17 protein-coding genes are annotated in these 21,925 nt (G+C 58.0%); all 17 read left to right on the top strand.

Annotated elements, in window-relative coordinates:
* Positions 1-22 precede the first annotated feature (22 nt).
* The 17 genes from GA830_RS16165 to GA830_RS16085 all read left to right on the top strand — a co-directional run bounded on the left by GA830_RS16165 (position 23) and on the right by GA830_RS16085 (position 21,889).
* The gene (locus GA830_RS16165; protein ID WP_195162805.1) at positions 23-2,503 is read left to right on the top strand and encodes a mechanosensitive ion channel family protein; all 2,481 of its coding nucleotides are present in this window, start codon (positions 23-25) and stop codon (positions 2,501-2,503) included.
* Between the two features lie 106 nt (positions 2,504-2,609).
* Complete coding sequence (locus GA830_RS16160; RefSeq protein WP_195162804.1) at positions 2,610-2,873, top strand: hypothetical protein; 264 nt, start codon at positions 2,610-2,612, stop codon at positions 2,871-2,873.
* Between the two features lie 208 nt (positions 2,874-3,081).
* A complete protein-coding gene (locus GA830_RS16155; RefSeq protein ID WP_195162803.1) occupies positions 3,082-4,515 on the top strand; it encodes a UbiA family prenyltransferase in 1,434 nt (477 codons plus the stop codon).
* Positions 4,512-5,858 (top strand): FAD-binding oxidoreductase, encoded by a 1,347-nt coding sequence (locus GA830_RS16150; RefSeq protein WP_195162802.1) that lies wholly within the window; start codon positions 4,512-4,514, stop codon positions 5,856-5,858. The genes GA830_RS16155 and GA830_RS16150 overlap by 4 nt, the downstream gene beginning before the upstream one ends.
* 121 nt (positions 5,859-5,979) lie before the next feature.
* Positions 5,980-6,408, top strand: coding sequence for an EamA family transporter (locus GA830_RS16145; protein ID WP_195162801.1), 429 nt, complete (start codon positions 5,980-5,982; stop codon positions 6,406-6,408).
* Complete coding sequence (locus GA830_RS16140) at positions 6,405-7,415, top strand: NAD-dependent epimerase/dehydratase family protein (RefSeq protein ID WP_195162800.1); 1,011 nt, start codon at positions 6,405-6,407, stop codon at positions 7,413-7,415. Before GA830_RS16145 ends, GA830_RS16140 begins: the two co-directional genes overlap by 4 nt.
* 23 nt (positions 7,416-7,438) lie before the next feature.
* Positions 7,439-8,902 carry an aspartate aminotransferase family protein gene (locus GA830_RS16135; RefSeq protein WP_374939280.1) on the top strand — a complete coding sequence of 488 codons (1,464 nt, stop codon included), beginning with the start codon at positions 7,439-7,441 and terminating at the stop codon, positions 8,900-8,902.
* Between the two features lie 21 nt (positions 8,903-8,923).
* Complete coding sequence (locus GA830_RS16130) at positions 8,924-10,129, top strand: hypothetical protein (protein WP_195162798.1); 1,206 nt, start codon at positions 8,924-8,926, stop codon at positions 10,127-10,129.
* A 100-nt stretch (positions 10,130-10,229) separates the two neighbouring features.
* On the top strand, positions 10,230-12,791 hold the full coding sequence (locus GA830_RS16125) for a GcvT family protein (RefSeq protein WP_195162797.1): 2,562 nt from the start codon (positions 10,230-10,232) through the stop codon (positions 12,789-12,791).
* 132 nt (positions 12,792-12,923) lie between these two features.
* Positions 12,924-13,739: a DUF1194 domain-containing protein gene (locus GA830_RS16120; RefSeq protein WP_195162796.1), complete on the top strand. Its 816-nt coding sequence runs from the start codon at positions 12,924-12,926 to the stop codon at positions 13,737-13,739.
* Between the two features lie 260 nt (positions 13,740-13,999).
* Positions 14,000-15,094, top strand: coding sequence for a transporter substrate-binding protein (locus GA830_RS16115; RefSeq protein ID WP_195162795.1), 1,095 nt, complete (start codon positions 14,000-14,002; stop codon positions 15,092-15,094).
* On the top strand, positions 15,091-15,693 hold the full coding sequence (locus GA830_RS16110; protein WP_195162794.1) for an ANTAR domain-containing response regulator: 603 nt from the start codon (positions 15,091-15,093) through the stop codon (positions 15,691-15,693). The genes GA830_RS16115 and GA830_RS16110 overlap by 4 nt, the downstream gene beginning before the upstream one ends.
* Positions 15,694-15,712: 19 nt before the next feature.
* Positions 15,713-16,579, top strand: a complete 867-nt coding sequence (locus tag GA830_RS16105) for an ABC transporter permease (protein WP_195165004.1) — start codon at positions 15,713-15,715, stop codon at positions 16,577-16,579.
* On the top strand, positions 16,576-17,496 hold the full coding sequence (locus GA830_RS16100) for an ABC transporter permease (protein WP_195162793.1): 921 nt from the start codon (positions 16,576-16,578) through the stop codon (positions 17,494-17,496). The genes GA830_RS16105 and GA830_RS16100 overlap by 4 nt, the downstream gene beginning before the upstream one ends.
* Positions 17,497-17,530: 34 nt before the next feature.
* Positions 17,531-19,174 carry an ABC transporter substrate-binding protein gene (locus tag GA830_RS16095; protein ID WP_195162792.1) on the top strand — a complete coding sequence of 548 codons (1,644 nt, stop codon included), beginning with the start codon at positions 17,531-17,533 and terminating at the stop codon, positions 19,172-19,174.
* Positions 19,164-20,108, top strand: coding sequence for an acetamidase/formamidase family protein (locus tag GA830_RS16090; protein WP_195162791.1), 945 nt, complete (start codon positions 19,164-19,166; stop codon positions 20,106-20,108). The genes GA830_RS16095 and GA830_RS16090 overlap by 11 nt, the downstream gene beginning before the upstream one ends.
* A complete protein-coding gene (locus GA830_RS16085; RefSeq protein ID WP_195162790.1) occupies positions 20,105-21,889 on the top strand; it encodes an ABC transporter ATP-binding protein in 1,785 nt (594 codons plus the stop codon). The genes GA830_RS16090 and GA830_RS16085 overlap by 4 nt, the downstream gene beginning before the upstream one ends.
* Positions 21,890-21,925: the final 36 nt, after the last annotated feature.

Genomic DNA, 21,925 nt, shown 5'->3' with positions numbered 1-21,925 from the left:
TCCGATGAGCCGTGTTTAACCCATGCTTCCAGCCCTTTTCCGGACCATCGTCGCAGTTCTGCTGATTCTGTTGGCAGCACCTGCCGTTGGGCAGGACGCGATGGGACAGAGCGTGGCCACAAACGTGGTGATCCAGCAGCAGTCGGTGATTGAGGGACTTTCGGCGAAGGTCGATGTGCTCGAAAAGCAGATCGCGGACGAAGCCGACAATGACGCCAAGCTGGTCGACATTAGGCTGCTTCTTGAGGCGGTTGGCCGCGAGGTATTGGCCAGTGGTCAGGCGTTCAGGCCACGCCTTTCGGAAATTAACTCCAGGCTGGATCATTTTGGACCCGTACCTGCCAAGGACCAGCCGCCAGAGCCGGAACTGGTGCAGCAGGAGCGGCAGAAGTTGGTTTCCGAAAAGGCAGAGATCAATGCGGTGCTGGGCATTGCCGAGAACGTCTCAATCCGGATAAACGTACTGGTTACGCGCATAGCCGAGATGCGGCGCGAACTATTCGCCCGCCTTCTGACCAAACGCTATGTTGTGGATTCAAAGCTCGCCCGTGAAGTGATCGATGCGTTTGGCGACGCGACCGATGACCTGTATCGCACTACCGCCTCATGGCTGCGCTTCGTGGTGCAATTTAAGCTCCATTCGATGCTGGCTGCGACATTCTTCGGTGTTTTGGCCGCAGCAGTGTTGCTGATCGGTGGACGGCGTCTTTTCGGGGGCATGTTCGATGCTGACCCCAACGCTGAAGCACCGTCCTATCTAAGCCGGCTATCGCGGGCATTCTGGTCAACGCTGATGCCAACGGCGGCAGTCGCTGCGTTCCTCTCCACGGTCTATTTGCTCTACGATTATTTTAAGGTGCTGCGCGGCGATATCGGCACGATGATGACATCGTTATTCATCGTCATAGGGCTGGTTTTCTTTGTCTACCGACTGGCTAGTGCTGTTCTGTCACCGCGTCGCCCCAGATGGCGCCTGATTGCCGTTGAGACGGGGGCTGCAAGGCTGCTGCTGTGGCTAGTCACGGCTACCGCGTTTTTCACAGGCGTCGATTTCTTTCTGTCCACGGTTTACCAGGTTCTTGGTGCGCCGCTGGCGCTGACGGTCGGCGAAAGCCTGATCACCACGGTGTTGACCGGCTTGCCAATCGTTCTGATCGGTTTCGTCAAACCGTTTGCGGATGAAAACGGCGTCGCAAAGCCTTGGCATCCGCTGCTGCGTTTCGCGCTGTTTTTCCTCGGCGGGCTTACCATTATCGCTGCGCTGCTCGGCTATATCGGGTTTGCGCGTTTCCTTGCCGCACAGATCGTTATTACCGGTGCGGTGCTGGCAACCATGTACATCGGCTTCCTTTCGGCCCGAGCGATTTCGGATGAGGGTGCGTTTGCGCACACCGTGTTTGGTCAGCGCCTGTCGCGCGCCTTTGGGTTGGATGAGACCGCACTCGATCAGGTCGGGCTTATGGTGTCGATCGCCATCAACCTTTTGATCATGGTCATCGGCCTGCCGCTGATCCTGTTCCTTTGGGGATTCCAGCCGGGGGACATCACCGCCTGGATCTATCGATTTGCCACTGAGATCAAGATTGGTTCGGTGTCGTTTTCGTTGACCGGCATTTTGACCGGCATTTTGGTCTTCATCTTCGGTTTTTTCGTCACCCGCTGGTTTCAGGGTTGGCTTGACGGGTCGGTGATGGCGCGGGGTCGGGTCGATGCCGGCGTGCGCAATTCTATCCGCACTGTCATCGGTTATATTGGGCTTGCGCTGGCTGCACTGGTCGGCATTTCGGCTGCAGGCATCGACCTTTCCAATTTGGCTCTAATCGCCGGTGGTCTGTCGCTCGGTATTGGTTTTGGCCTGCAGAATGTCGTTTCGAATTTTGTGTCAGGTCTGATCCTGCTCGCCGAGCGTCCGTTCAAGGCAGGCGACTGGATTGTTGCCGGGCCGGTGACCGGTACCGTTAAAAAGATCAGTGTTCGTGCTACTGAGATTGAAACGTTTCAACGCCAGACTGTCATTCTTCCCAACTCTGAACTGATCAATGCGGCGGTCGGCAACTGGACGCACAAGAACAAACTTGGCCGCATAGAAATCCCGATTGGCGTCGGCTACGGGTCCGACCCACGGAAAGTGCACGCGTTGCTTCTTGAGATTGCGCGCAATCACCCCCTCATTCTGAAAACGCCTGAACCGTTCGTGCTGTTTGCGGCTTTCGGCGCTTCGTCGCTCGATTTCGAGGTGCGCGTTTTTCTGGGCGATGTCACCAATGGTGTGATTGTCCAGAACGACATTCGCTTCGCCATTTTCGAAACCTTCGCAAAGGAAGGGATTGAGATTCCGTTCCCGCAGCATGACCTTAACATCAAGGGCGCAAAGGTCGAAGAACTGTTGCCCAAGAAGGCCAGGGCCGCAGCAAAGGAAACCGCGCCAAGTGCCCCAGAGGCCCAGAGAAAGCGAGAGGCCCAGCGAAAGCGCCGCACCAAGCCCGACCCGGACCAAGCCTGAACGCGTTCAGTTGGCGTTCAGCTTCGCTCCTCTATAAGGTGACATCAAGAAGGCGCAATACGCCCTTTAAGGCAACAGAGGCGGTGGAAAGCCACCGGAAAATGCTATGAAGAAATTTGGTCTCGCTCTTGCCGCGCTGCTGGTTTTCGGCGGTCACGCTTTTGCTGCCAGCGCCGTAAACACGGATGGCGAGGCGCGCACGTTGATCGTCACCGAAAACGGCAGCCAGAGCGAATTGGCGATTGCCGCTGGTGAAACGATCGAGTTCTGCGCCACGGGTTGCTTCGTGACCATGCCCAATGGCGACCGCGAGGCGCTGACGGGTGCCGAGATCATCGAGATCTCCGGCGGGGCCGCCAAAATCAAGTGAGACTGCCCCTTTGACTGCCGTTCGAGGCCGCGCCGAAATGCGCGGCCTTTGCGTCTCAGGCAAGGGTTGGTTAACGATAATGACCAATCCGCGCGCCTGAAGTTCTCAAATCTGTCCCGCCTTAACTCTCCAGCCTGCAATTCGCCGCTATACCGAAAGGTAGGGGCAAAGCGCTGAGGGCGCTGGCGGAAGTATGGCAGGCGGATGGATGGACGCGCGACCGAACAATCAGACAGTACCGCTGGCGGTCGATCTCGACGGGACACTGATCGCCAGTGATCTCTTGTGGGAAGGTGTCTTTCTCCTTCTGCGCCACAATCCGCTCCTGCTTTTCATGATCCCGATTTGGCTCATATCCGGCCCGGCGCGGTTGAAACAGGAAATTGCCGCCCGTGTCGATATCGATCCGGCAGGGCTTCCCTACCGCGCTGAAGTGCTGGGGTGGCTGCGCGAGGAGCATAGCGCCGGTCGCCAGCTCGTTCTTGCCACCGGGACGCCGCTGAAATTTGCCAATGAGATTGCCGCACATCTGGGTATCTTCGATTCCGTGCTCGCAACGGAGGGCACCCATAACCTGACGTCCGGTCGCAAGCGCGCCGCACTCGTGAACGCCTATGGCGACAGCGGCTTCGATTATGTTGGCAACAGCAGACACGACCTTAAGGTCTTTGACGCCGCGCGTCAGTCAATCGTCGTCGCACCAGATAGGCTGGCAGCGCGTTGGCAATCCGCACATGGGGCAAAGCTTATCGAGACGCCCACACCGACCGCCAAGACTGTTGTGAAAATGCTGCGGGTGCATCAGTGGCTTAAAAACGCATTGATTGCGGTCCCGATGATCCTGTCTCACGAGTTTTTCAACACCGGGATGGCACTAGCCTGCATTCTCGCTTTCGTTTCGTTCAGCGCTGCGGCGTCGGCGATCTATATTATCAATGACTTCTTCGACCTGGCGCTCGACCGGGCGCATCCGACTAAGCGTCACCGGCCTTTTGCCAGCGGGCTTCTGTCGATGCGGTTTGGTGTGGTTGTGGCAGGGCTTTTACTTGCGCTCAGCCTTTCGCTCACCGTCTTCCTGCCCATTGAGTTCCTCGGCGTGCTCTGCGCATATCTGGCGATCACCACGGTCTATTCTTTCTCGCTCAAGCGGATGTTGCTGGTGGATGTGCTGACGCTTGCCGGTCTTTATACGATCCGCATTCTGGCTGGCGCGGCGGCAACGGGCGTCGACGTGTCGTTCTGGCTGCTCGCATTTGCCATTTTCTTCTTCCTCTCGCTGGCGCTGGTAAAACGCTATGTAGAGTTGCGCCTGTCGACACTGCCGGCGGGCGAACGGATTGCCGGGCGTGGCTACCGCGCGGAGGATCAGGAGATTGTCGCGCAGGCGGGCCTGGCATCGGCCTTTTCATCAGCGCTGGTTCTGGCGCTTTTCATCCAGAGCGATGCCGTGCGCGAACTCTATACAAAGCCTTGGCTGATCTGGCCGCTTGGACCTATCGTACTCTATCTGACTATGCGAATCTGGATTCTGGCGCGCCGTGACGAGATGAATGACGATCCTGTCGTCTTTATCATCAGCGATTGGCGTAGCCAACTCGTGGTGGCCATAGGCGCTGTGCTGCTTGTCGTTGCGGGCGTTTGAGCGTGCCGCGTTACGAAAGTTTTGGCCGGACAAACCCGCCTGCAGCGCGGGCGGTCCACGCTCCATGGGCGATTGCGCTTCTTGAAGGTGGCAAGGCCGGGGAGGGATCGCTGCTCGCCTATGGCAATGGCCGCTCCTATGGTGACAGTTGCCAGAACAGCCTTGGCGCGGTGATCGACATGCGGTCCATGAACCGCATCATCTCGTTCGATCCGGAAACAGGCATTCTGGAAGCGGAAGCAGGTGTTCTGCTCACAGACATCATCGCCCACGCCGCACCGTACGGGTTTTTCCCATACGTGGTACCGGGCACCCAGTATGTGACGCTGGGCGGCGCGATTGCCAACGATGTGCATGGCAAGAACCATCACCGGCGCGGCACTTTTGGCTGCCATGTTGTGGGATTTTCGCTGCTGCGTTCCGATGGGAGCGTTCATCGCTGTACGCGCGATGCTGAATCTGCTCTGTTTGCCGCTACCATCGGTGGCATGGGAATGACGGGATTGATGCTAGCGGCGTCGATCAGGCTGATGCCGGTAACGTCGCTGGACATCGCCGAGCGTGTCATGCCGTTCCAAAATCTTCAGGAATTTGTTGATCAGGCCGAGGTTGCCGATGCCGAAAACGAATATGCGGTTGCTTGGATCGACCAGCTAGCAACGGGGCTCCATGCCGGGCGCGGTCTTTTGCTGACAGGCAACCATGCCGACGCAGGCGATGCGCGGCACAGGACCACGCGGCTCGGCGTGCCTTTCCAGCCGCCAATCAATATCCTCAATCGGCCTTTTCTCAAGACATTCAACGCGGCATATCGGTGGTCCAAGGGCCGAACGCGCGAGAAGACCAGCGATTATGGCGGCTTCTTCTTTCCGCTCGACGGGGTGCGCGACTGGAACCGGCTCTATGGTCCGCGCGGTCTGTACCAGCATCAATCGGTCGTTCCTGAAGACGCCGCCCGCGTAACGCTACCACTGTTACTCGACGCTGCCATCGCGGCGGGGCAGGGGTCGTTCCTCACCGTGCTGAAGCGTTTCGGTGCCGTCCGGTCGCCCGGTCTGCTGTCGTTCCCACGGCCCGGCTATACGCTGACGCTGGACTTTCCCAACCGTGGCACATCGACAATTAAGCTGCTCGAACGGCTTGACGCAATCACTCTCGATGCCGGTGGGGCGATCAATCCCTACAAGGATGCGCGGCTTGGTGCACAGGCGTTTGCTGCATCATTTCCGAACTGGCGCGAACTCGAGGCGCTGCGCGATCCGGTCTTCATCTCCGACTTCTGGCGTCGCACCGCTTTGCAGCTTAACGGCTATGCGGATCAGGCTGCGGCTGCTGCGGGGTAGATCAGGTTTTATCGGTTCATGGTGAATGAATTACACATCACCAATTCACTAAATTTGTTGCTTCTGTTTCACCAAATATTTTCATCCTTGTACTAGAAGCGACACAGGGGCGGGTGCTTGCATGAAATATCTCTGGTTTATTCTCTTTACGGTTATGACTAACGCTGCGGCGCAGTTGATGCTGAAGCACGGCATGATGTCGCTTGCGCCGCTCTCCTTCGAGGGCACGAACCCGCTTATTAAAGTGCTCCAGATCGTGTTCAGCCCATGGGTGTTTCTGGGACTGTGCACCTTTGTCATCTCGATGGCGTCACATCTTTTCGTGCTGTCGAAGGTGGAGCTTTCTTTTGCCTATCCGTTCCTCAGCCTCGCCTATGTGGCGGTGGCGGTGTTTGCCTATTTCGTTTTTCGCGAAGACCTCAATGTCTGGCGGGTCGCTGGCATCGGCTTCATCTGCCTGGGCACAATCCTGATCGCGCAGGGCGGCAGCGGCCATGAAGTGGTCGAAGATGCCCAGCCAAATGTTCGTACAAGTGAGTTGGTACCATGAGACATGTCATTTTCGGCGGCGACGGCTTTGTCGGTCGCCATCTTGCACCAAAACTGATTGCCGATGGTGAACAGGTGATCGTCGCCGACATCGTCAAGAGCGATCTACCGCACTATGGCAAGGCGAAATTCGTGCACTGCGATGTCACCGATCCAGCGTCAGTTGCGGCTGTTGGAATGAAGAAAACCGATATGGTCTATAATCTGTCGGCTAAAATGCTGTCGCCGCTGCAGGTCCGTGCCAAACGTCACGACTTCTTCTATCCGGTCAACTATCACGGCACTGTCCACATCATTGAGGCCATGGATAAGGTCGGCGCCAGGAAGCTCGTCCATTTTACCACCGATATGATCTATGGGCACACGGTCACGACGCCGATGACCGAGGATCACCCGGTTTCGCCGCTCGGCGAATATGGCCAGTCCAAGCAGGATACTGAAGTGGTGGCGCAGCAATGGCGCGAGCGTGGCATGAACATTACACTGTGCCGCCCGCGTCTCATCATCGGGCCCGGCCGTCTCGGCATTCTGGAGAAACTGTTCAAGCTGATCGACAGGAACCTGCCGGTGCCGATGATCGGATCTGGCAAGAACCCGTATCAGTTCATTTCCGTGTTCGATTGTGCAGAAGCGGCACGTCTTGCCTGGAAGGCCGGCGTGCCTAACGAGGCCTATAATCTCGGCTCGCTCAATCCTCCGCCGGTGAAGAAGCTGTTGGGAGATCTCATAAACCATGCCGGTTCGAAATCGATCCTGATCCCGACGCCGGGATGGGCGGTCAAGCGCACGCTTGACCTGCTGGACCGGATGAACATGCCTTTGATGGACCCCGAGCAATATCTGATCGCCGACGAGGAGTGCGTTCTCGATGTTTCCAAGGGCAAGCGGGATCTCGGCTGGGTGCCGCAATATCGCGATGAGGACATGCTGATCGCTGCATACAAGGAATACCGCGCCAATAAGGATGGTCACGTCGTGGCTGCCGCAAACCACGTTCCGGCCGAATAGGGGATTTTTGAGAGATGACCGTCATGAGCAAGCCTAAAGCTGTCGCCGCGCGCCCGCATGTTGATGCGCCGACGCTGGTTCCCAATGCCATCCGCAAACCCGATTTGTTGAGTGTCGAGGACGCGAAGTCACTCGACGTCGCACGCATGACCGATCTGTTCAAGGCGCATGTGAACCCCGGCCAATTGCACTTCATGAAGCTTCTGGGCTTTCACAAGGTGAAGGTAGAGAGCGCTGAAGGCATGTATTATACAGACCAGAACGGCCGGAAGATTCTCGATTTCTTCGGTGGCTTCGGCTCGCTGGCGTTCGGCCACAACCATCCGCGCATCCTTGCCGCACGGCAGAAATTCCAAGAGGAAAAGCGTCACGAGATCGCGATTGCCTTCATGTCGCAATACGCGACCGCGCTGGCCAAGAACCTGGCCGCCTGCTCGCCGGGGGATCTCGATATGGTGTTCTTGGGCTCTTCGGGCTCTGAAGCAATGGAAGCGGCGATCAAGGTTGCCGAGCGCGCTGCCGGTCCGAAGCGGCCCAAGGTTGTTTATGCCGAAAACTCCTTCCACGGGAAGACCAAGGGGGTTCTCAACATCACCGACGGCCAGCTCTATCGCGGCGAGTTCAAGCTCGCCGGCAATACGGTGCGGGTGCCGTTTGGTGACATTGATGCCATCGAAAGCGCTTTCCGCTCGGACCCCGAAATCGGCGTCATCGTTCTGGAAACTATCCAGGGCGGCGGCGGTATCGTACAGGCACCGACTGAATTCTGGAAGAAGCTGCGCGCGCTGTGCGATCAGTACGGCGTCCTCTGGGTCGCCGATGAGGTTCAGTGCGGCTATGGCCGTTCAGGCCGGTTCTATGCCTTTGAACATCATGATGTCGTGCCAGACGTTACCGCGTTGGCCAAGTCGCTCGGCGCCGGCAAGGCGGCCGTGGGTGCCATGATCGCCAGTCGCGATGTCTACATGAAGGCCTATGGCACGCCGAAGACGGCGATGATCCACGCCATGGCAACCTTTGGTGGTATTGGCGAGGCGTGCGTCACCGCCATCGAGGGGCTAAACACGCTCTATGACGAGCACCTGATTGACAATGCCGCGGTGACTGGGGAATATCTGCTCGATCGGCTGAAGGACGTTCAGGCGAAATATCCAAAAATCATCAAGGATGTGCGTGGCCAGGGCTTTATGGTCGGGCTTGAATTCCATGACTTCAGCCGGACGCTGCCAATGGTGCTGCGCCCCGTCGTCGGCATGCTGGACGACAAGCTCAAGGGTTCCCTGTCGGGTTTTGTCGGTGCCCAGCTCCTGCGCGATCACAATGTGCTCGTGGCGTTCACTGAATACAATCGTAACGTTATACGGCTGGAGCCGCCGCTGATCTGCCAGAAAGAGCATGTCGACCAGTTCATCGATGCCCTGGACAAGCTTTTGGCCCGGGGCATCGTGTCCATCGTCAAGGATTTCGTGAAAAGCCAAGTTAGCTGACACCAATCCGGGGAGGGGACTATGAGGGGATCAAAGCGCTCGATCGTTGATTGGGCTGCCGATACGCGTCTGAGTAAGTGCCTTGCCGCCTGGGTGGCGAGCCGTAGGGTTTTGGACCGGCTCGCGATAAGCCTGCTGGTGGCAACGACGCTTCTTGTCGCTGCCTACAGCTGGCTCCGGCCCGACTACAATTGGGACATGCTGGCCTACGTCGCCACCGCGCTGGAAGACCGTGTCACTGATCCGGTCGAACTGCACGATCGCACTTGGGATGAGATCAGGAAGGGTGCGCTCGAAGGTGATCTTTACCGCCTCCAATACGGTTACCCCTACAACCGGCATCAGTGGGAACATCCGGTCGACTTCCAGTCGCAACTGTCAATGTACCGGGTCAAGGTCGCCTATATCGAACTGCTCAGGGTGATCGAGCCGATTTTCGGGCTCGATCGCGGTGCGATGCTGCTTTCGATTCTGCCGGCTATCGCTTTTGGTGGGCTCTCCCTGTTCTGGCTGTGGCGGGAAAATGCGCTGCAGGGTGCGTTCTTTCTGGTGCCTATGCTGGTGATGGCAGATTATCTGCACATGACAACTGCCGTGACGCCCGACATGCTTGCTGCCGTGATGGCAGTTGGTGCCATCTATCTCTTGTCAAAGGAGCGGGACATTCTTGCCTGCCTGCTACTGTTTGCTGCCGTTCTCGTCCGGCCTGATACGCTGATCCTCACTCTGGCGCTCACCATCACCGCATTCTTGTACGCCTGGCGCAGGTTGCCACTCCTCATCACGTTCATCGCTTCTTTCGTCGTGTGCATGCTCATCGAAAAGCAGGCGGGCCATCCGGGTTGGTGGGCACATTTCTATTTTTCCACGGTCAAGATCCAGAACTCCATGGCGGGTTTCCAACCGGATTTTTCGCTCATGGCCTTTGTGCGAGGTTACATACGCGGAGTAACGGTGGCGCTACTCGACAATCACTGGCCTGTACTGCTCGTATTCGGCGCTGCCACTTGGGGGCTTTTGGTGCGTTTCGGAAAGGGGCAAGTAGGCCGCTACAACGCGCTCGTCTTTGCAATGTTCATTGGAATGCTGGGCAAATTTGCCAGTTTCCCGCTGCCCGATGACCGCTTCTATTTCGTTTTCATAGCTGGCATGTCGACCCTGTTGATTGTCATGTGGAAGCCACGGCTGGATAAAACCGGCGCACGGCTCAAACCCGCCGCGATGTAAGCGCCGTCGCGCGGTCTTTTGACAATGTCGCAAACAGGCTGCGACGGCGGTGCGCCATCGCCTTATAGTCTGCCCGCAATTCGATTCCGGAGTAGCAGGCATGGCAGAGTTTCCGAAACAGGCAAAGGTCGTCATCATCGGCCTTGGCGGCATTGTGGGCGCGTCTATAGCCCACCATCTCATCGAACGCGGCTGGGACGATATTGTTGGCATCGACAAGTCCGGTATTCCCACCGACATCGGCTCGACGGCGCATGCCTCGGATTTCTGCTACACCACCAGTCACGACTTCCTGTCCTGCTGGACGACGCTTTATTCCATCGATTTCTTCGAAAAAATGGGCCATTACGCTCGCGTTGGAGGGTTGGAAGTGGCGCGTGTCGGCGATAACGCGCGCATGGATGAGATCCGCCGCAAGGTGTCGTCTGGAAAAGCGTTCGGTACTCGCGCCCGGCTGATTGAACCGGCCGAGATCAAGGAGAAGTTTCCGCTCATCGAAGAGTCGATGGTGCAGGGAGGGTTGTGGGACCCGGATGCGGGCCTTGTCATTCCGAGGTCGCAGACGGTTGCCGGCAAGCTTGTCGACCAAGCAGAAAAAACCGGCAAGCTCAAGGCTTTTGCAAACACTTCGGCGACATCGCTCATCATTGAGGGCGGACGCATCAGAGGGGTGGTCACCGAGCGCGGGACCATTATGTCTGACTATGTCGTTGTTTGCGCCGGCATCTGGGGCCGGCTGATCGCGGAGATGGCGGGGGAGGATCTTCCCGTCATGCCGATCGACCACCCGCTGACATTTTTCGGTCCCTACAATGAGTTTGCCGGCACCGGCAAGGAGATTGGCTGGCCGCTGATGCGCGACCAGGGCAATTCGGCTTATATGCGCGACACCGGCGATCCGAAAACCGCTGAAGGCGGACAGATCGAGTGGGGCTACTACGAGGAAACCAACCCGCGTCTCTGCCATCCGCGCGAAATTCTTCAGAAGCACGAGGCGCGGCTGTCGCCCTCGCAGCGCGATCTCGACATGGAACAGATCATGGAGCCGCTGGAGCGGGCCATGGAACTGACGCCGATCCTCGGCGAGCTTGGCTACAATGAAAGCCACTCTTTTAACGGGTTGTTACAGGTCACTTCAGATGGCGGGCCTTCTATGGGCGAAAGCCAGAAGGTGCGAGGCCTCTGGTATGCGGTGGCCATCTGGGTCAAGGACGGGCCCGGCATGGGCAAGCTGATCGCCGACTGGATGACGGACGGCCGTACCGAAATCGACCATCATCAAATTGACTATGCCCGGTTTAATCCTCACCAGTTGCAGGAACATGTCATTCACGACCGCTGCACAGAAACGGCGATGAAGGTCTACAATCCGGCCGTCCATCCCCGCGAACCCTTCTCCAAGGCGCGCAACATCCGCCGCTCGCCCTTCTACGAGCGAGAGAAAGAACTTGGCGGCTATTTCATGGAGCTTGGTGGATGGGAGCGGGCACATGGCTACGCTTCCAACGAACATCTTCTGAAGAAATACGCAGACCGTATACCGGTTCGGACAAACGAATGGGACAATCGCCATTTCTGGCGCGTCTCCAATGCCGAGCACCTAGCCATGAGCGAGGATTGCGGGATGGTCAATCTCTCGCATTTCGCCATGATTGATGTCGAGGGGCCCGACCATGTCGCGCTGATGGAGTGGATTTGCGCGGCAAAGATTGGCGGTGACGCCAATATCGGCAAGGGCATCTACACCCACTTCCTCGATGCGGAAGGCATGGTTCGGGCCGATCTGACCGTCATCCGCATGGAAGACCGCTGCCGCGTGGTCGACGGTGCCGATGCCGGGCCGCGCGATTTCCACCTTATGCGCCGTGTGGCGCAGGATAAGGGTTTTAATGTTACAATCACCGATGTCAGCGAGAAATTCGTCACCATCGGTGTCTGGGGTCCACATGCGCGGGAGACCCTGCAAAAGGTGGTTGAAGAACCTGAAACGCTGATGCCGGAAAATTTCCCGTTCGCCGCCATCAAGCCGGTCCGGATCGCCGGCAAGGATATTTCGGCCTTCCGCATCTCCTATGTCGGCGAGCAGGGCTGGGAATTCCACATGCGCTACGAGGACGGGCTGGCCGTTTGGGATGCGCTGCAGGGAGCCGGCATCATGGCGTTCGGCGTCGAGACCTATGCCAATACACGGCGAATGGAGAAGAGCCTCAGGCTGCAAAACGCCGATTTGTTGACCGAATACAATCTGCTCGAGGCAGACCTTGCTCGCCCGAAGGTGAAGGAGGCTGACTTCTGCGGTAAGGAAAAGCATGTGGAATACAGAGAGCGGGCAAACCAGCCCGCCATGCTGTGTACGCTGATGATGACCGACAATCACGACCAAGACGGCGTGGCGCGCTATCCTGTGGGAAACATGCCAGTGCTCGATCCGGATACTGGCGAGACGCTGGTGGATGAACTCGGGCGCCGCTCCTTCACCACTTCGGTGGCGTTCGGGCCGACCATCGGGAAGAACATCGCGCTGGCCTATCTGCCATGGAATTTCTGCCAGGTTGGGCGCAAGCTCGAGGTCGAGTATTTCGCCCAGAAGTTCCCGATCGAGGTGGCGGCTGTAGGCTATAAGCCGCTCTACGATCCGGAGAACCTCAAGCCGCGCAGCTGAGCCGTTCTCCATGCACGCGCTCGGCGCAAAGCCGGGCATGTTGGCTGGACTTGCTCCGAAGGAGTGCAAAAACGTGACTGGACGGGGGCAGATTGCGCTTGTGTGGCGGCGGTTCGGGCGTAGGCTCTGGCCATGTATGCCTTGCGCAATGCAGCACATGCCCTTGGAACGGTGTTAGCCGTTTTCCTGCCAGAGGCATATGGGCAGGCAGCCGGCGCAGTTGATGTCGCGCTGGTGCTGGCTGTGGATGTCTCGCTTTCGATGTCGCCCGGCGAACTCGATATCCAGCGGCAAGGTTATGCCGCTGCACTCACCGATGACAAAGTTTTGCGGGCCATTGCTGATGGCATCAATGGTCGCGTTGCCGTGACCTATTTCGAATGGGCCGGCGCTACCACCCAGCGCGTTATCGTGCCGTGGACAGTGATTGCCAACCGGACGGATGCCGAAGCCGTTGCTGAAAAGCTGTCGGCCATGCCACATGGTAGTGCGCGGCGCACCTCGATCTCTGGCGCGCTGGAATTCGGTGCGGATCTGTTTGCCGAAATTCCGTTTCGCGCGCTAAAGCGGGTGATAGATATTTCCGGTGACGGCCCCAACAATCAGGGCGTGCTGGTCACTGAAATGCGCGACAGGGTGGCCGCGCAGGGTATCACCATCAACGGATTGCCATTGATGACCTCAGGCGGCATGTCCTCGATCTATGATGTTTCTCAACTTGACAAATATTACGCTGACTGCGTCATCGGCGGACTGGGGGCGTTCGTTGTTCCGGTCAATGACTGGTCGCAATTTCCTGAAGCGATCCGACGCAAGCTGGTACTGGAACTGGCTGGAGAAATGCCGATGCCGCCCGTGATCAAGGTGCAATACACTCCGCCTTATGATTGCCTTGCCGGCGAAAAACTTTGGCAACGCCGCGGCTGGACGTTTGATGGCTCTCGGTGAGAGACGCTTGGCGGCTTGGTGTTTCGTTCGAAATAGCGGAGCCAAAGCCTTGGCATCCAACGGTCGCAGCCGATCGAAGCGGTCGACGGCCCAGTCTCCCCATCCAGCTCTCTAGCCACATCTCCTCTTGACTCAAATCTTCCGAAAGGTAAGCTTCTCTAGAAATACCGGCTCTGTCTGCCGGGTGGCAATCGTGCCTCGCTAGTTCCGGCCCTCTGGCCTGGCAACTCGCGGGGCATTTGTGTTTTGGGCATTTGGGTGTGAAGCAAAAGATCGAGGTTGGCGTTCTTTATTCGCGATCGGGCAGTTATCAGCTCGTTTCCGATTCGTGCCTTTCAGGCGCGATGCGCGCGATTGCTGACATTAATGCCGATCCATCTCATCCTCTTGAACTAGCGGTGGTGGCGCGCGATCCGCAAAGCAACGCCGACCGCTACGGTGAAATGTGCGCGCAAATTTTCAGAACCAGCACAGCACGCCATATTTTCGGCTGCGTGACTTCCTGGAGCCGCAAGGAAACCATCCCTGTCCTGGAAAAGGCAGGCGGAATGCTTTGGTATGCCTGTCCCTATGAGGGCTACGAAGCCAATGAGCATGTTGTCTACATGCATGCCTGTCCCAACCAACATCTGGTTCCGCTGCTCGTGCATGTTGCGCCGCAGTTTGGCGCCAACGGGTTCCTTCTCGGCTCAAACTATATCTGGGGTTGGGAAACCAATCGCGTGGCGCGGGACCTAATTGCCGATGCTGGCGGCCAAGTGCTGGGAGAGCGTTATTTGCGTATCGGCGACACCGATGTGTCGCGACTCATCGAAGAAATACGCGCAACGCGTCCGAGCTTCATACTCAACAATCTGATCGGGACTTCGTCCTATGCGTTCCTGTCGGCCTATCGCGACTTGTCGAACGAGGACCCCGCGTTTCGTCCCAAACGGTGTCCCGTCCTGTCCTGTAATCTTACAGAGTGCGAACTGCCGGCGATCGGCGCAGCCGGTAACGGACACCTGTCAGTCGGCCCCTATTTCGCGCCGCGTCCCGCAGCTTTTGGCTCCTCGTTCGAAGCGTCAGCCTATGCCTCGGTGCAGGTTATGGCGGATGTGCTATCGCGTGATCCAGAAGCGGGACCGGCGGAATTTTCAAAGGCCTTTGCTTCCCGCCGCTTTGCTACCGGTCTCGGTCCGATCACCATTGATCCCCGCACCCAACATGCAACATTGCCAGTGGTTATCGGTCGTATTGCAGACGGGGCGTTTGACGTGGTCAGTCGTATGGAGGAGGTTGAGCCTGATCCTTATCTGTCTCGCTATGACCGGGCGGCTGTATTCGGGCGACCCAAGTTAAAGGTCGTGTCATGAGCCGCGCCTCCCGCATTCCCATTCTCGGCGGTGCAACGGCGCTGGTACTGCATCGGCCCCATTTGACGGTGGCGACGCTATCTCGACAGCTTGCTGCCATCGGCCTGATAGTGAGCGATTGCTGGCCCGAACTTCCACCCAACGCTTTTGTCGCAGACTTCGTCTTTTTCGACGTCGATCTCGGCTTCGACCAGCAGTTTCCTTGGCAACCTGGTGAGGCCCCGATGCCGACAATAGCATTGATCGGCTCGGAAGCACCGGGCCGTATCGAGTGGGCTCTGTGGCACAAAGCCGACGCCCAGATGATCAAGCCGGTTGGCAAGGCTGGCGTTTATTCCGCCCTCTTGATCGCCCGCCAGACATTTGAGGCGCGTCGGGCGCAGGCCGCCCAGATCGCCGCCCTGCAAGCGCGAGTGGCCGAGCGGCAAACGATAGTCCGCGCGGTTGCAGTACTGGTGGCGCAAGGGGTCGATGACGAACGCGCCTATCATCAATTGCGGTCACTTGCCATGAACTGGAACGTTGCCATCGAGCAGGCGGCGCAACGTGTTGTTGCCATGGCGGGAGAGGATAGGAATGACCGTGCGAACCGCGTCTGAGGCCGTGGCGGTCTCCCCGATGTCGAGCGCCGTCCGGGCCGGGGTGTGGCGTAAGCTGTTGCAGCGCAAGATCGCGATGGGCGGGATCGTCATCATCTTCATCGTGGTTGCGGGGGCGATCTTTGCACCTTGGCTTTCAGCCTATGATCCGAACGATCAGATGTTTGACGCGTTGACACTCGAAGGTGCACCGCTGCCGCCAAGCGCACAATTCTGGCTCGGCACGGACCTTCTCGGTCGCGATCTCTTCTCCCGCATTCTCTATGGTGCACGCACATCGCTGATCATCGGTGTTGTTGCCAATGGCGCAGCCTTGTTGATTGGCACGCTGGTGGGCGTCACCGCAGGTTATTTCCGCGGCTGGATTGGCGGTGCGCTGATGCGGTTTACCGACTTGATGATGGCTTTTCCGGCGTTGCTTTTGGCGATTTGCCTCGCCGCCGTTTTCCAACCCAGCCTGTGGATCGTTGCGCTGGTGATAGCCCTGGTGAATTGGGTACAGACCGCGCGCATCATCTTCACCGAAACGAGCTCTCTGGCGGAGCGCGAATTCATTGATGCAGAACGCACGATCGGCGCCTCGACGCCGCGCATCCTGTTGCGGCATATCCTGCCGCATCTGCTGCCGACAATCATCGTGTGGGGCACGCTTGGTATCTCCACCACAGTGCTGCTGGAGGCAACGCTGTCCTATCTCGGCATTGGGGTGCAGCCACCGACCGCTTCATGGGGCAATATCATCTTCGAAAACCAGACCTACTTTCAGGCAGCCCCTTGGCTGGTGTTCTTCCCGGGTGCCGCCATTTTGGCGCTGGCACTGGCATTCAATCTGGTCGGCGACGCTTTGCGTGACATTCTCGATCCAACACAGCGGGGCCGCACATGATAGCTTATGTCGCGCGCCGGCTGGTTCAGGCCTTTTTCCTTTTGATAGGCGTCTCTCTCATCACCTTCGTCATTCTATATCTGCTGCCCGCAGATCCGGTTCGACAGATTGCCGGGCGCAGTGCGACGGCGGCGACCGTCGAGAGCATCCGTCAGCAACTGGGGCTCGATCAGCCATTTGTCATTCAATACTGGCGCTATCTCACAAACCTTCTCAGCGGCGATCTTGGGCGCTCTTATCTTCAGCGGTCCGAAGTCAGTGAGCTGATTGCCGCACGGCTACCCGCCAGCCTACTCCTCATGGTCGGGGCTATCAGCTGTGAAGTTATCGTCGGTGTCAGTATGGGGTTGATCGCGGCGGTGCGGCGAGGCGGCGCCACCGACCAAACGCTGATGGTGGCTTCCTTCATTGGCGTTTCTGCACCCCAATTCGTGGTGGGTCTGTTGCTGCTTTACGTTTTTGCAGTCCGGCTCGGATGGTTTCCCATTGGTGGCTACGGCACGTGGCGTCATCTTGTGTTGCCATCGCTGACGCTAGGACTGCTTGGCGCCGGCTGGTACGCGCGCATGATGCGCTCCTCGATGATCGACGTGTTGCGGCAGGATTACATTCGTACTGCCCGGGCAAAAGGGCTTGGCGGTTCCAAGATACTCTTGCGCCATGCCTTGCCCAACGCGGTTCTGCCCGTCATTGCCATGATTGGCATAGACATAGGGCTCTTCATGGGCGGCATCGTGGTTGTCGAGAGCGTCTTCGGCTGGCCGGGTATTGGTCAGCTTGCGTGGCAGGCGATCCAGCGCGTCGACATCCCCATCATCATGGGCGTCACCATTGTATCGGCATGCGCCATCATCCTTGGCAACCTGCTCGCCGATATCGTCACGCCGTTCATCGACCCGCGCATCAAACTTCGCTGACACTCAAACAAAACCAAGAAAGGGAACACTCCAAATGAAACGATATCTTGCCTCAACCGTCGCGGCGTCTGCCTTGGCACTCATGCTGGCCCTGCCGGCTTCCGCCCAGGAGGAAAAGCTCGATCCCAATGCCAAGCCGGGGGGCGAAATCGTCGTCACCTACAAGGATGACGTGGCAACCCTTGACTCGGCCATCGGCTATGACTGGCAAAACTGGTCCATGATCAAAAGCCTCTATGATGGCTTGATGGACTACGAACCCGGCACAACCATCCTGAAGTCCGATCTCGCAGAGAGCTATGAGATTTCACCGGATGGCAAAACGTTCACGTTCAAGCTTCGCAAGGGCGTCAAGTTCCACAATGGCCGCGAAATGACAGCCGACGACGTGAAGTATACGCTCGACCGTGTCACCAATCCAAAGACGCAGAGCCCGGGAGCGGGCTTCTTCGCCTCGATAATGGGCTATGACGATGTCGCAGGCGGCAAGGCTGAGAGCCTGTCCGGGATCACAGTTGTCGACCCATCTACGGTCAAGATCGAGCTATCGCGCCCGGACGCGACGTTCCTCCATGTCATGGCGATCAATTTCAGCCACATCGTCCCGAAAGAAGCTGTTGACCAATTTGGTGCGGATTTCGGCAAGAACCCCGTAGGCACCGGCGCCTATAAAATGGCGGAATGGACGCTTGGCCAGCGTCTCGTTTTCGAACGCAATGCGGACTATTGGCACAAGGGACTGCCTTACCTGGACAAGATCACTTTCGAGATAGGTCAGGAGCCGATAGTCGCTCTGCTGCGCTTGCAGAAGGGCGAGATTGATGTTCCTGGAGATGGCATTCCGCCAGCCAAATTCCAGGAAGTCATGAATGATCCCGAGCAGAAGGCGCGGGTGGTGGTTGGTGGCCAGTTGCACACTGGTTATGTCACGATGAACACCACGATGCCGCCCTTCGATAACGTCAAGGTGCGCCAGGCTGTCAACATGGCGATCAACAAGGATCGCATCGTCCAGCTGATTAACAACCGCGCGGTGCCGGCAAACCAGCCGTTGCCACCCTCCATGCCGGGATACGATACTGCCTACAAAGGCTATGCCTTTGATGTGGAGAAGGCCAAAGCGTTGCTCGCAGAAGCTGGACATCCAGACGGCTTCGAGACTGAGCTATTTGCCATGAACACGGACCCCAATCCGCGTATCGCGCAGGCCATCCAGCAGGATCTTGCGGCCGTGGGCATCAAGGCCGGCATCAAGGCCCTGGCACAGGCCAATGTCATTGCCGCCGGTGGCGACAAGGCCGGAGCTCCCATGATCTGGTCCGGCGGCATGGCTTGGATAGCCGACTTCCCCGATCCTTCAAACTTCTACGGCCCGATCCTGGGTTGCGGCGGTGCGGTACCGGGCGGTTGGAACTGGTCATGGTATTGCAACGCCGACCTCGACAAAAAAGCGGCTGAAGCTGATGCCATCGTCGATCCTGCGAAAGCAGAAGACCGCAGCAAGATGTGGAGCGAAATCTATGGTCAGGTTATGGAAGACGCACCGTGGGCGCCTGTGTTCAACGAGCAGCGTTTTACCATGCGTTCGCCCCGCATGGCGGGTGACGACAAGCTCTATGTCGATCCCGTCCACATCCCGATCAACTATGACTATGTGTATGTGAACGATGTGCAATAACTGCGACTACACCATTCACGGGCGCCATCATCATTTCGGCTGGGACAATTCTTTTGTCCCGGCCGAGAAGGTGGCGCCCGGCGCGACCCTCGAGTTTGAATGCCTGGATTCGTCGGGTGGCCAACTCAAGGCATCCAGCACTGTAGACGATGTGCCTTTGCTTGATTTTGCCACGATCAATCCGGTTACCGGTCCGATCTTTGTCGAAGGGGCAATGCCTGGCGACGCGCTTAAAATCACCATCAACGAATTCAAACCGTCCGGCTTCGGCTGGACCGCCAACATTCCAGGCTTCGGGCTGTTGGCCGACGATTTCAAGGAACCTGCTCTCAACATCTGGAAGTACGATCCGGCGACCTTGAAGCCGGCATTGTTCGGCAAGAATGGCAGGGTTCCGCTCAAGCCTTTCGCCGGAACCATCGGAAATGCCCCCGCAGATCTGGGTTTGCACTCTGTCGTTCCGCCAAGGCGCATGGGCGGCAATCTCGATATCCGCGATCTAGCCGCAGGTACGGTGCTGTATTTGCCTGTCGAAGTTGCAGGGGCGCTGTTTTCCGTTGGAGATACCCACGCCGCGCAAGGAGATGGCGAGGTGTGTGGCACAGCGATTGAAAGCCCCATGAACGTTGTGGTTACCCTAGATCTGGTCAAGGACGCGCGATTGAAAATGCCGCGCTTTACGACGCCAGGTCCAGTTACGAGCCACCTCGACAGAAAGGGTTACGAGGTTACGACAGGCATTGGCACCGATCTCATGGATGGAGCCAGGGCGGCGGTATCCCAAATGGTTGACCTATTGGCCGGTCGCTACAATATGGACGCTGTCGACGCCTATATGCTGTGTTCAGTCTGCGGCGATCTGAGGATCAGCGAGATTGTCGACATGCCAAATTGGGTGGTTTCGTTCTATTTCCCGCGCTGTGTGTTTGAATGACCGCCAAAACGTCGACTGAGCCGGTCCTGACAGTCTCTGACCTTACCGTATCCATTCGCGGGGAGGCGACTGATTCAGCTGTCGTGAGTGATTTTAGTTTCTCCCTGCATCGGGGCGAGACGCTGTGCATCGCCGGTGAGTCCGGGTCGGGCAAGTCGGTCACCTCGCTTGCGATCATGGGTCTGCTGCCGCAACCGGCCGCGCGCATTACCAGCGGATCGATCAGGCTCGGCGACCGCGATCTGACGCATCTGCCGGAGCGGCAAATGCGCGAGATTCGCGGCAACCAAATTGCCATGATTTTCCAGGAGCCGATGACATCGCTCAACCCGGTGCTTACCATCGGGCGGCAGTTGGTAGAGGCGATCGAGACGCATGCCGCACTTTCAGGCACCGCAGCGCGCGCCGTTGCTGTAGAGGCCTTGAAGGCTGTACGCATCCCGGACCCTGAAGCGCGGATGAAGCGATATCCGCATGAACTATCCGGCGGCATGCGCCAGCGCGTCATGATCGCCATGGCGCTGGCGCTCAAGCCAGACGTGCTGATTGCCGACGAACCGACCACGGCCCTCGACGTGACAGTTCAAGGCGAGGTGCTGGAACTGTTGCGCGATCTCCAGGCAACACACGGCACTGCAGTCATCCTCATCACACACGACATGGGCGTTGTGGCCGAGATGGCGGATCGCGTCATCATCATGCGCCATGGCAGAAATATCGAAGAAGGAACGACACGCGATATTTTTGAGCGGCCACAGGCTGAGTATACGCGTGAATTGCTGGCCGCCGTTCCCAAGATGGGAGCCGGTCGGCTGGGTGCGCAGACATCGCCTGTCCTGCCCCGGACGGCAGAAGTGTCACAGGCACTTCACCCCGTTGTCCGCATCCGCGACCTGCATGTTCATTTTGATCTACGTGGCGGCTTTTTTGGCCGCGTCGACCGACGCGTTCACGCGGTGGAAGGCATCGGGTTTGACATCGCTGCACACGAAACGGTGTCGCTTGTGGGAGAATCCGGTTGTGGGAAGTCCACCACGGCGAAGGCGATTGCAGGTCTGGTTCCGTTCGCCGGCGAGATCAGCATCAATGGGCGTAACGTCGTGGGTCTGGATAGAGCAGGGCACCTGGCCATCAAGCGCGATGTCCAGATGATCTTTCAGGATCCCTACGCTTCGCTTGATCCGCGGATGCGCGTGGGCGAATTGGTTGAGGAGCCGCTGCTTGTCCACGGGATCGGCTCGGCTGCAAAACGGAGGGAACAGGCGGCCTATCTGTTTGAACGCGTCGGTTTGTCTGCTGACCAGATGGAGCGCTATCCGCACGAATTCTCCGGAGGGCAGCGCCAGCGCATCTGTATTGCGCGCGCCCTGACATTGAAGCCAAAGCTGATTATTGCCGATGAGAGCGTGTCGGCACTCGATGTTTCGGTGCAGGCGCGTGTGCTCACCCTTCTCAAGGAACTGCAAAAAGAATTTGGTCTCTCCTACCTTTTCATTTCACACGATATGGCCGTGGTGGAAAATATCTCTGACCGGGTGGCAGTGATGTATCTGGGTCAGATTGTCGAGATGGGCACGCGCGACCAGGTTTTTTCCAACCCCCAACACGCCTATACGCGTCGACTGATTGACGCCGTCCCAAACCCAGACCCACGTAATCGCCGGACCGGCTTCACACGGCTCGACGCCGAGATCCCTAGTCCAGTGCACGCTCTCGGTAATCCTCCAGAAAAGCGCGTGCTGAACGATGTGGGCGAGGGGCATCTGGTAGCGGCAGGCTAAGGTATCCAGTCGGCCTAGCGGCTACAAATCTCGAAG

It is taken from the genome of Mesorhizobium sp. NBSH29 (genome assembly GCF_015500055.1).
Lineage (GTDB): Bacteria > Pseudomonadota > Alphaproteobacteria > Rhizobiales > Rhizobiaceae > Neomesorhizobium.
The sequence above is the reverse complement of the archived record's forward strand: the minus strand, read 5'-3'. Positions and strand labels throughout refer to the sequence as shown.

What these genes read in the sequence shown, in the direction of transcription:
- GA830_RS16160 (WP_195162804.1), top strand. Translation starts at nt 2,610, where the DNA reads ATGAAGAAATTTGGTCTCGCTCTTGCCGCGCTGCTGGTTTTCGGCGGT.
- GA830_RS16095 (WP_195162792.1), top strand. Translation starts at nt 17,531, where the DNA reads ATGAAACGATATCTTGCCTCAACCGTCGCGGCGTCTGCCTTGGCACTC.
- GA830_RS16085 (WP_195162790.1), top strand. Translation starts at nt 20,105, where the DNA reads ATGACCGCCAAAACGTCGACTGAGCCGGTCCTGACAGTCTCTGACCTT.
- GA830_RS16125 (WP_195162797.1), top strand. Translation starts at nt 10,230, where the DNA reads ATGGCAGAGTTTCCGAAACAGGCAAAGGTCGTCATCATCGGCCTTGGC.
- GA830_RS16140 (WP_195162800.1), top strand. Translation starts at nt 6,405, where the DNA reads ATGAGACATGTCATTTTCGGCGGCGACGGCTTTGTCGGTCGCCATCTT.
- GA830_RS16100 (WP_195162793.1), top strand. Translation starts at nt 16,576, where the DNA reads ATGATAGCTTATGTCGCGCGCCGGCTGGTTCAGGCCTTTTTCCTTTTG.
- GA830_RS16120 (WP_195162796.1), top strand. Translation starts at nt 12,924, where the DNA reads ATGTATGCCTTGCGCAATGCAGCACATGCCCTTGGAACGGTGTTAGCC.
- GA830_RS16145 (WP_195162801.1), top strand. Translation starts at nt 5,980, where the DNA reads ATGAAATATCTCTGGTTTATTCTCTTTACGGTTATGACTAACGCTGCG.
- GA830_RS16165 (WP_195162805.1), top strand. Translation starts at nt 23, where the DNA reads ATGCTTCCAGCCCTTTTCCGGACCATCGTCGCAGTTCTGCTGATTCTG.
- GA830_RS16135 (WP_374939280.1), top strand. Translation starts at nt 7,439, where the DNA reads ATGAGCAAGCCTAAAGCTGTCGCCGCGCGCCCGCATGTTGATGCGCCG.
- GA830_RS16110 (WP_195162794.1), top strand. Translation starts at nt 15,091, where the DNA reads ATGAGCCGCGCCTCCCGCATTCCCATTCTCGGCGGTGCAACGGCGCTG.
- GA830_RS16090 (WP_195162791.1), top strand. Translation starts at nt 19,164, where the DNA reads ATGTGCAATAACTGCGACTACACCATTCACGGGCGCCATCATCATTTC.
- GA830_RS16130 (WP_195162798.1), top strand. Translation starts at nt 8,924, where the DNA reads ATGAGGGGATCAAAGCGCTCGATCGTTGATTGGGCTGCCGATACGCGT.
- GA830_RS16105 (WP_195165004.1), top strand. Translation starts at nt 15,713, where the DNA reads ATGTCGAGCGCCGTCCGGGCCGGGGTGTGGCGTAAGCTGTTGCAGCGC.
- GA830_RS16155 (WP_195162803.1), top strand. Translation starts at nt 3,082, where the DNA reads ATGGACGCGCGACCGAACAATCAGACAGTACCGCTGGCGGTCGATCTC.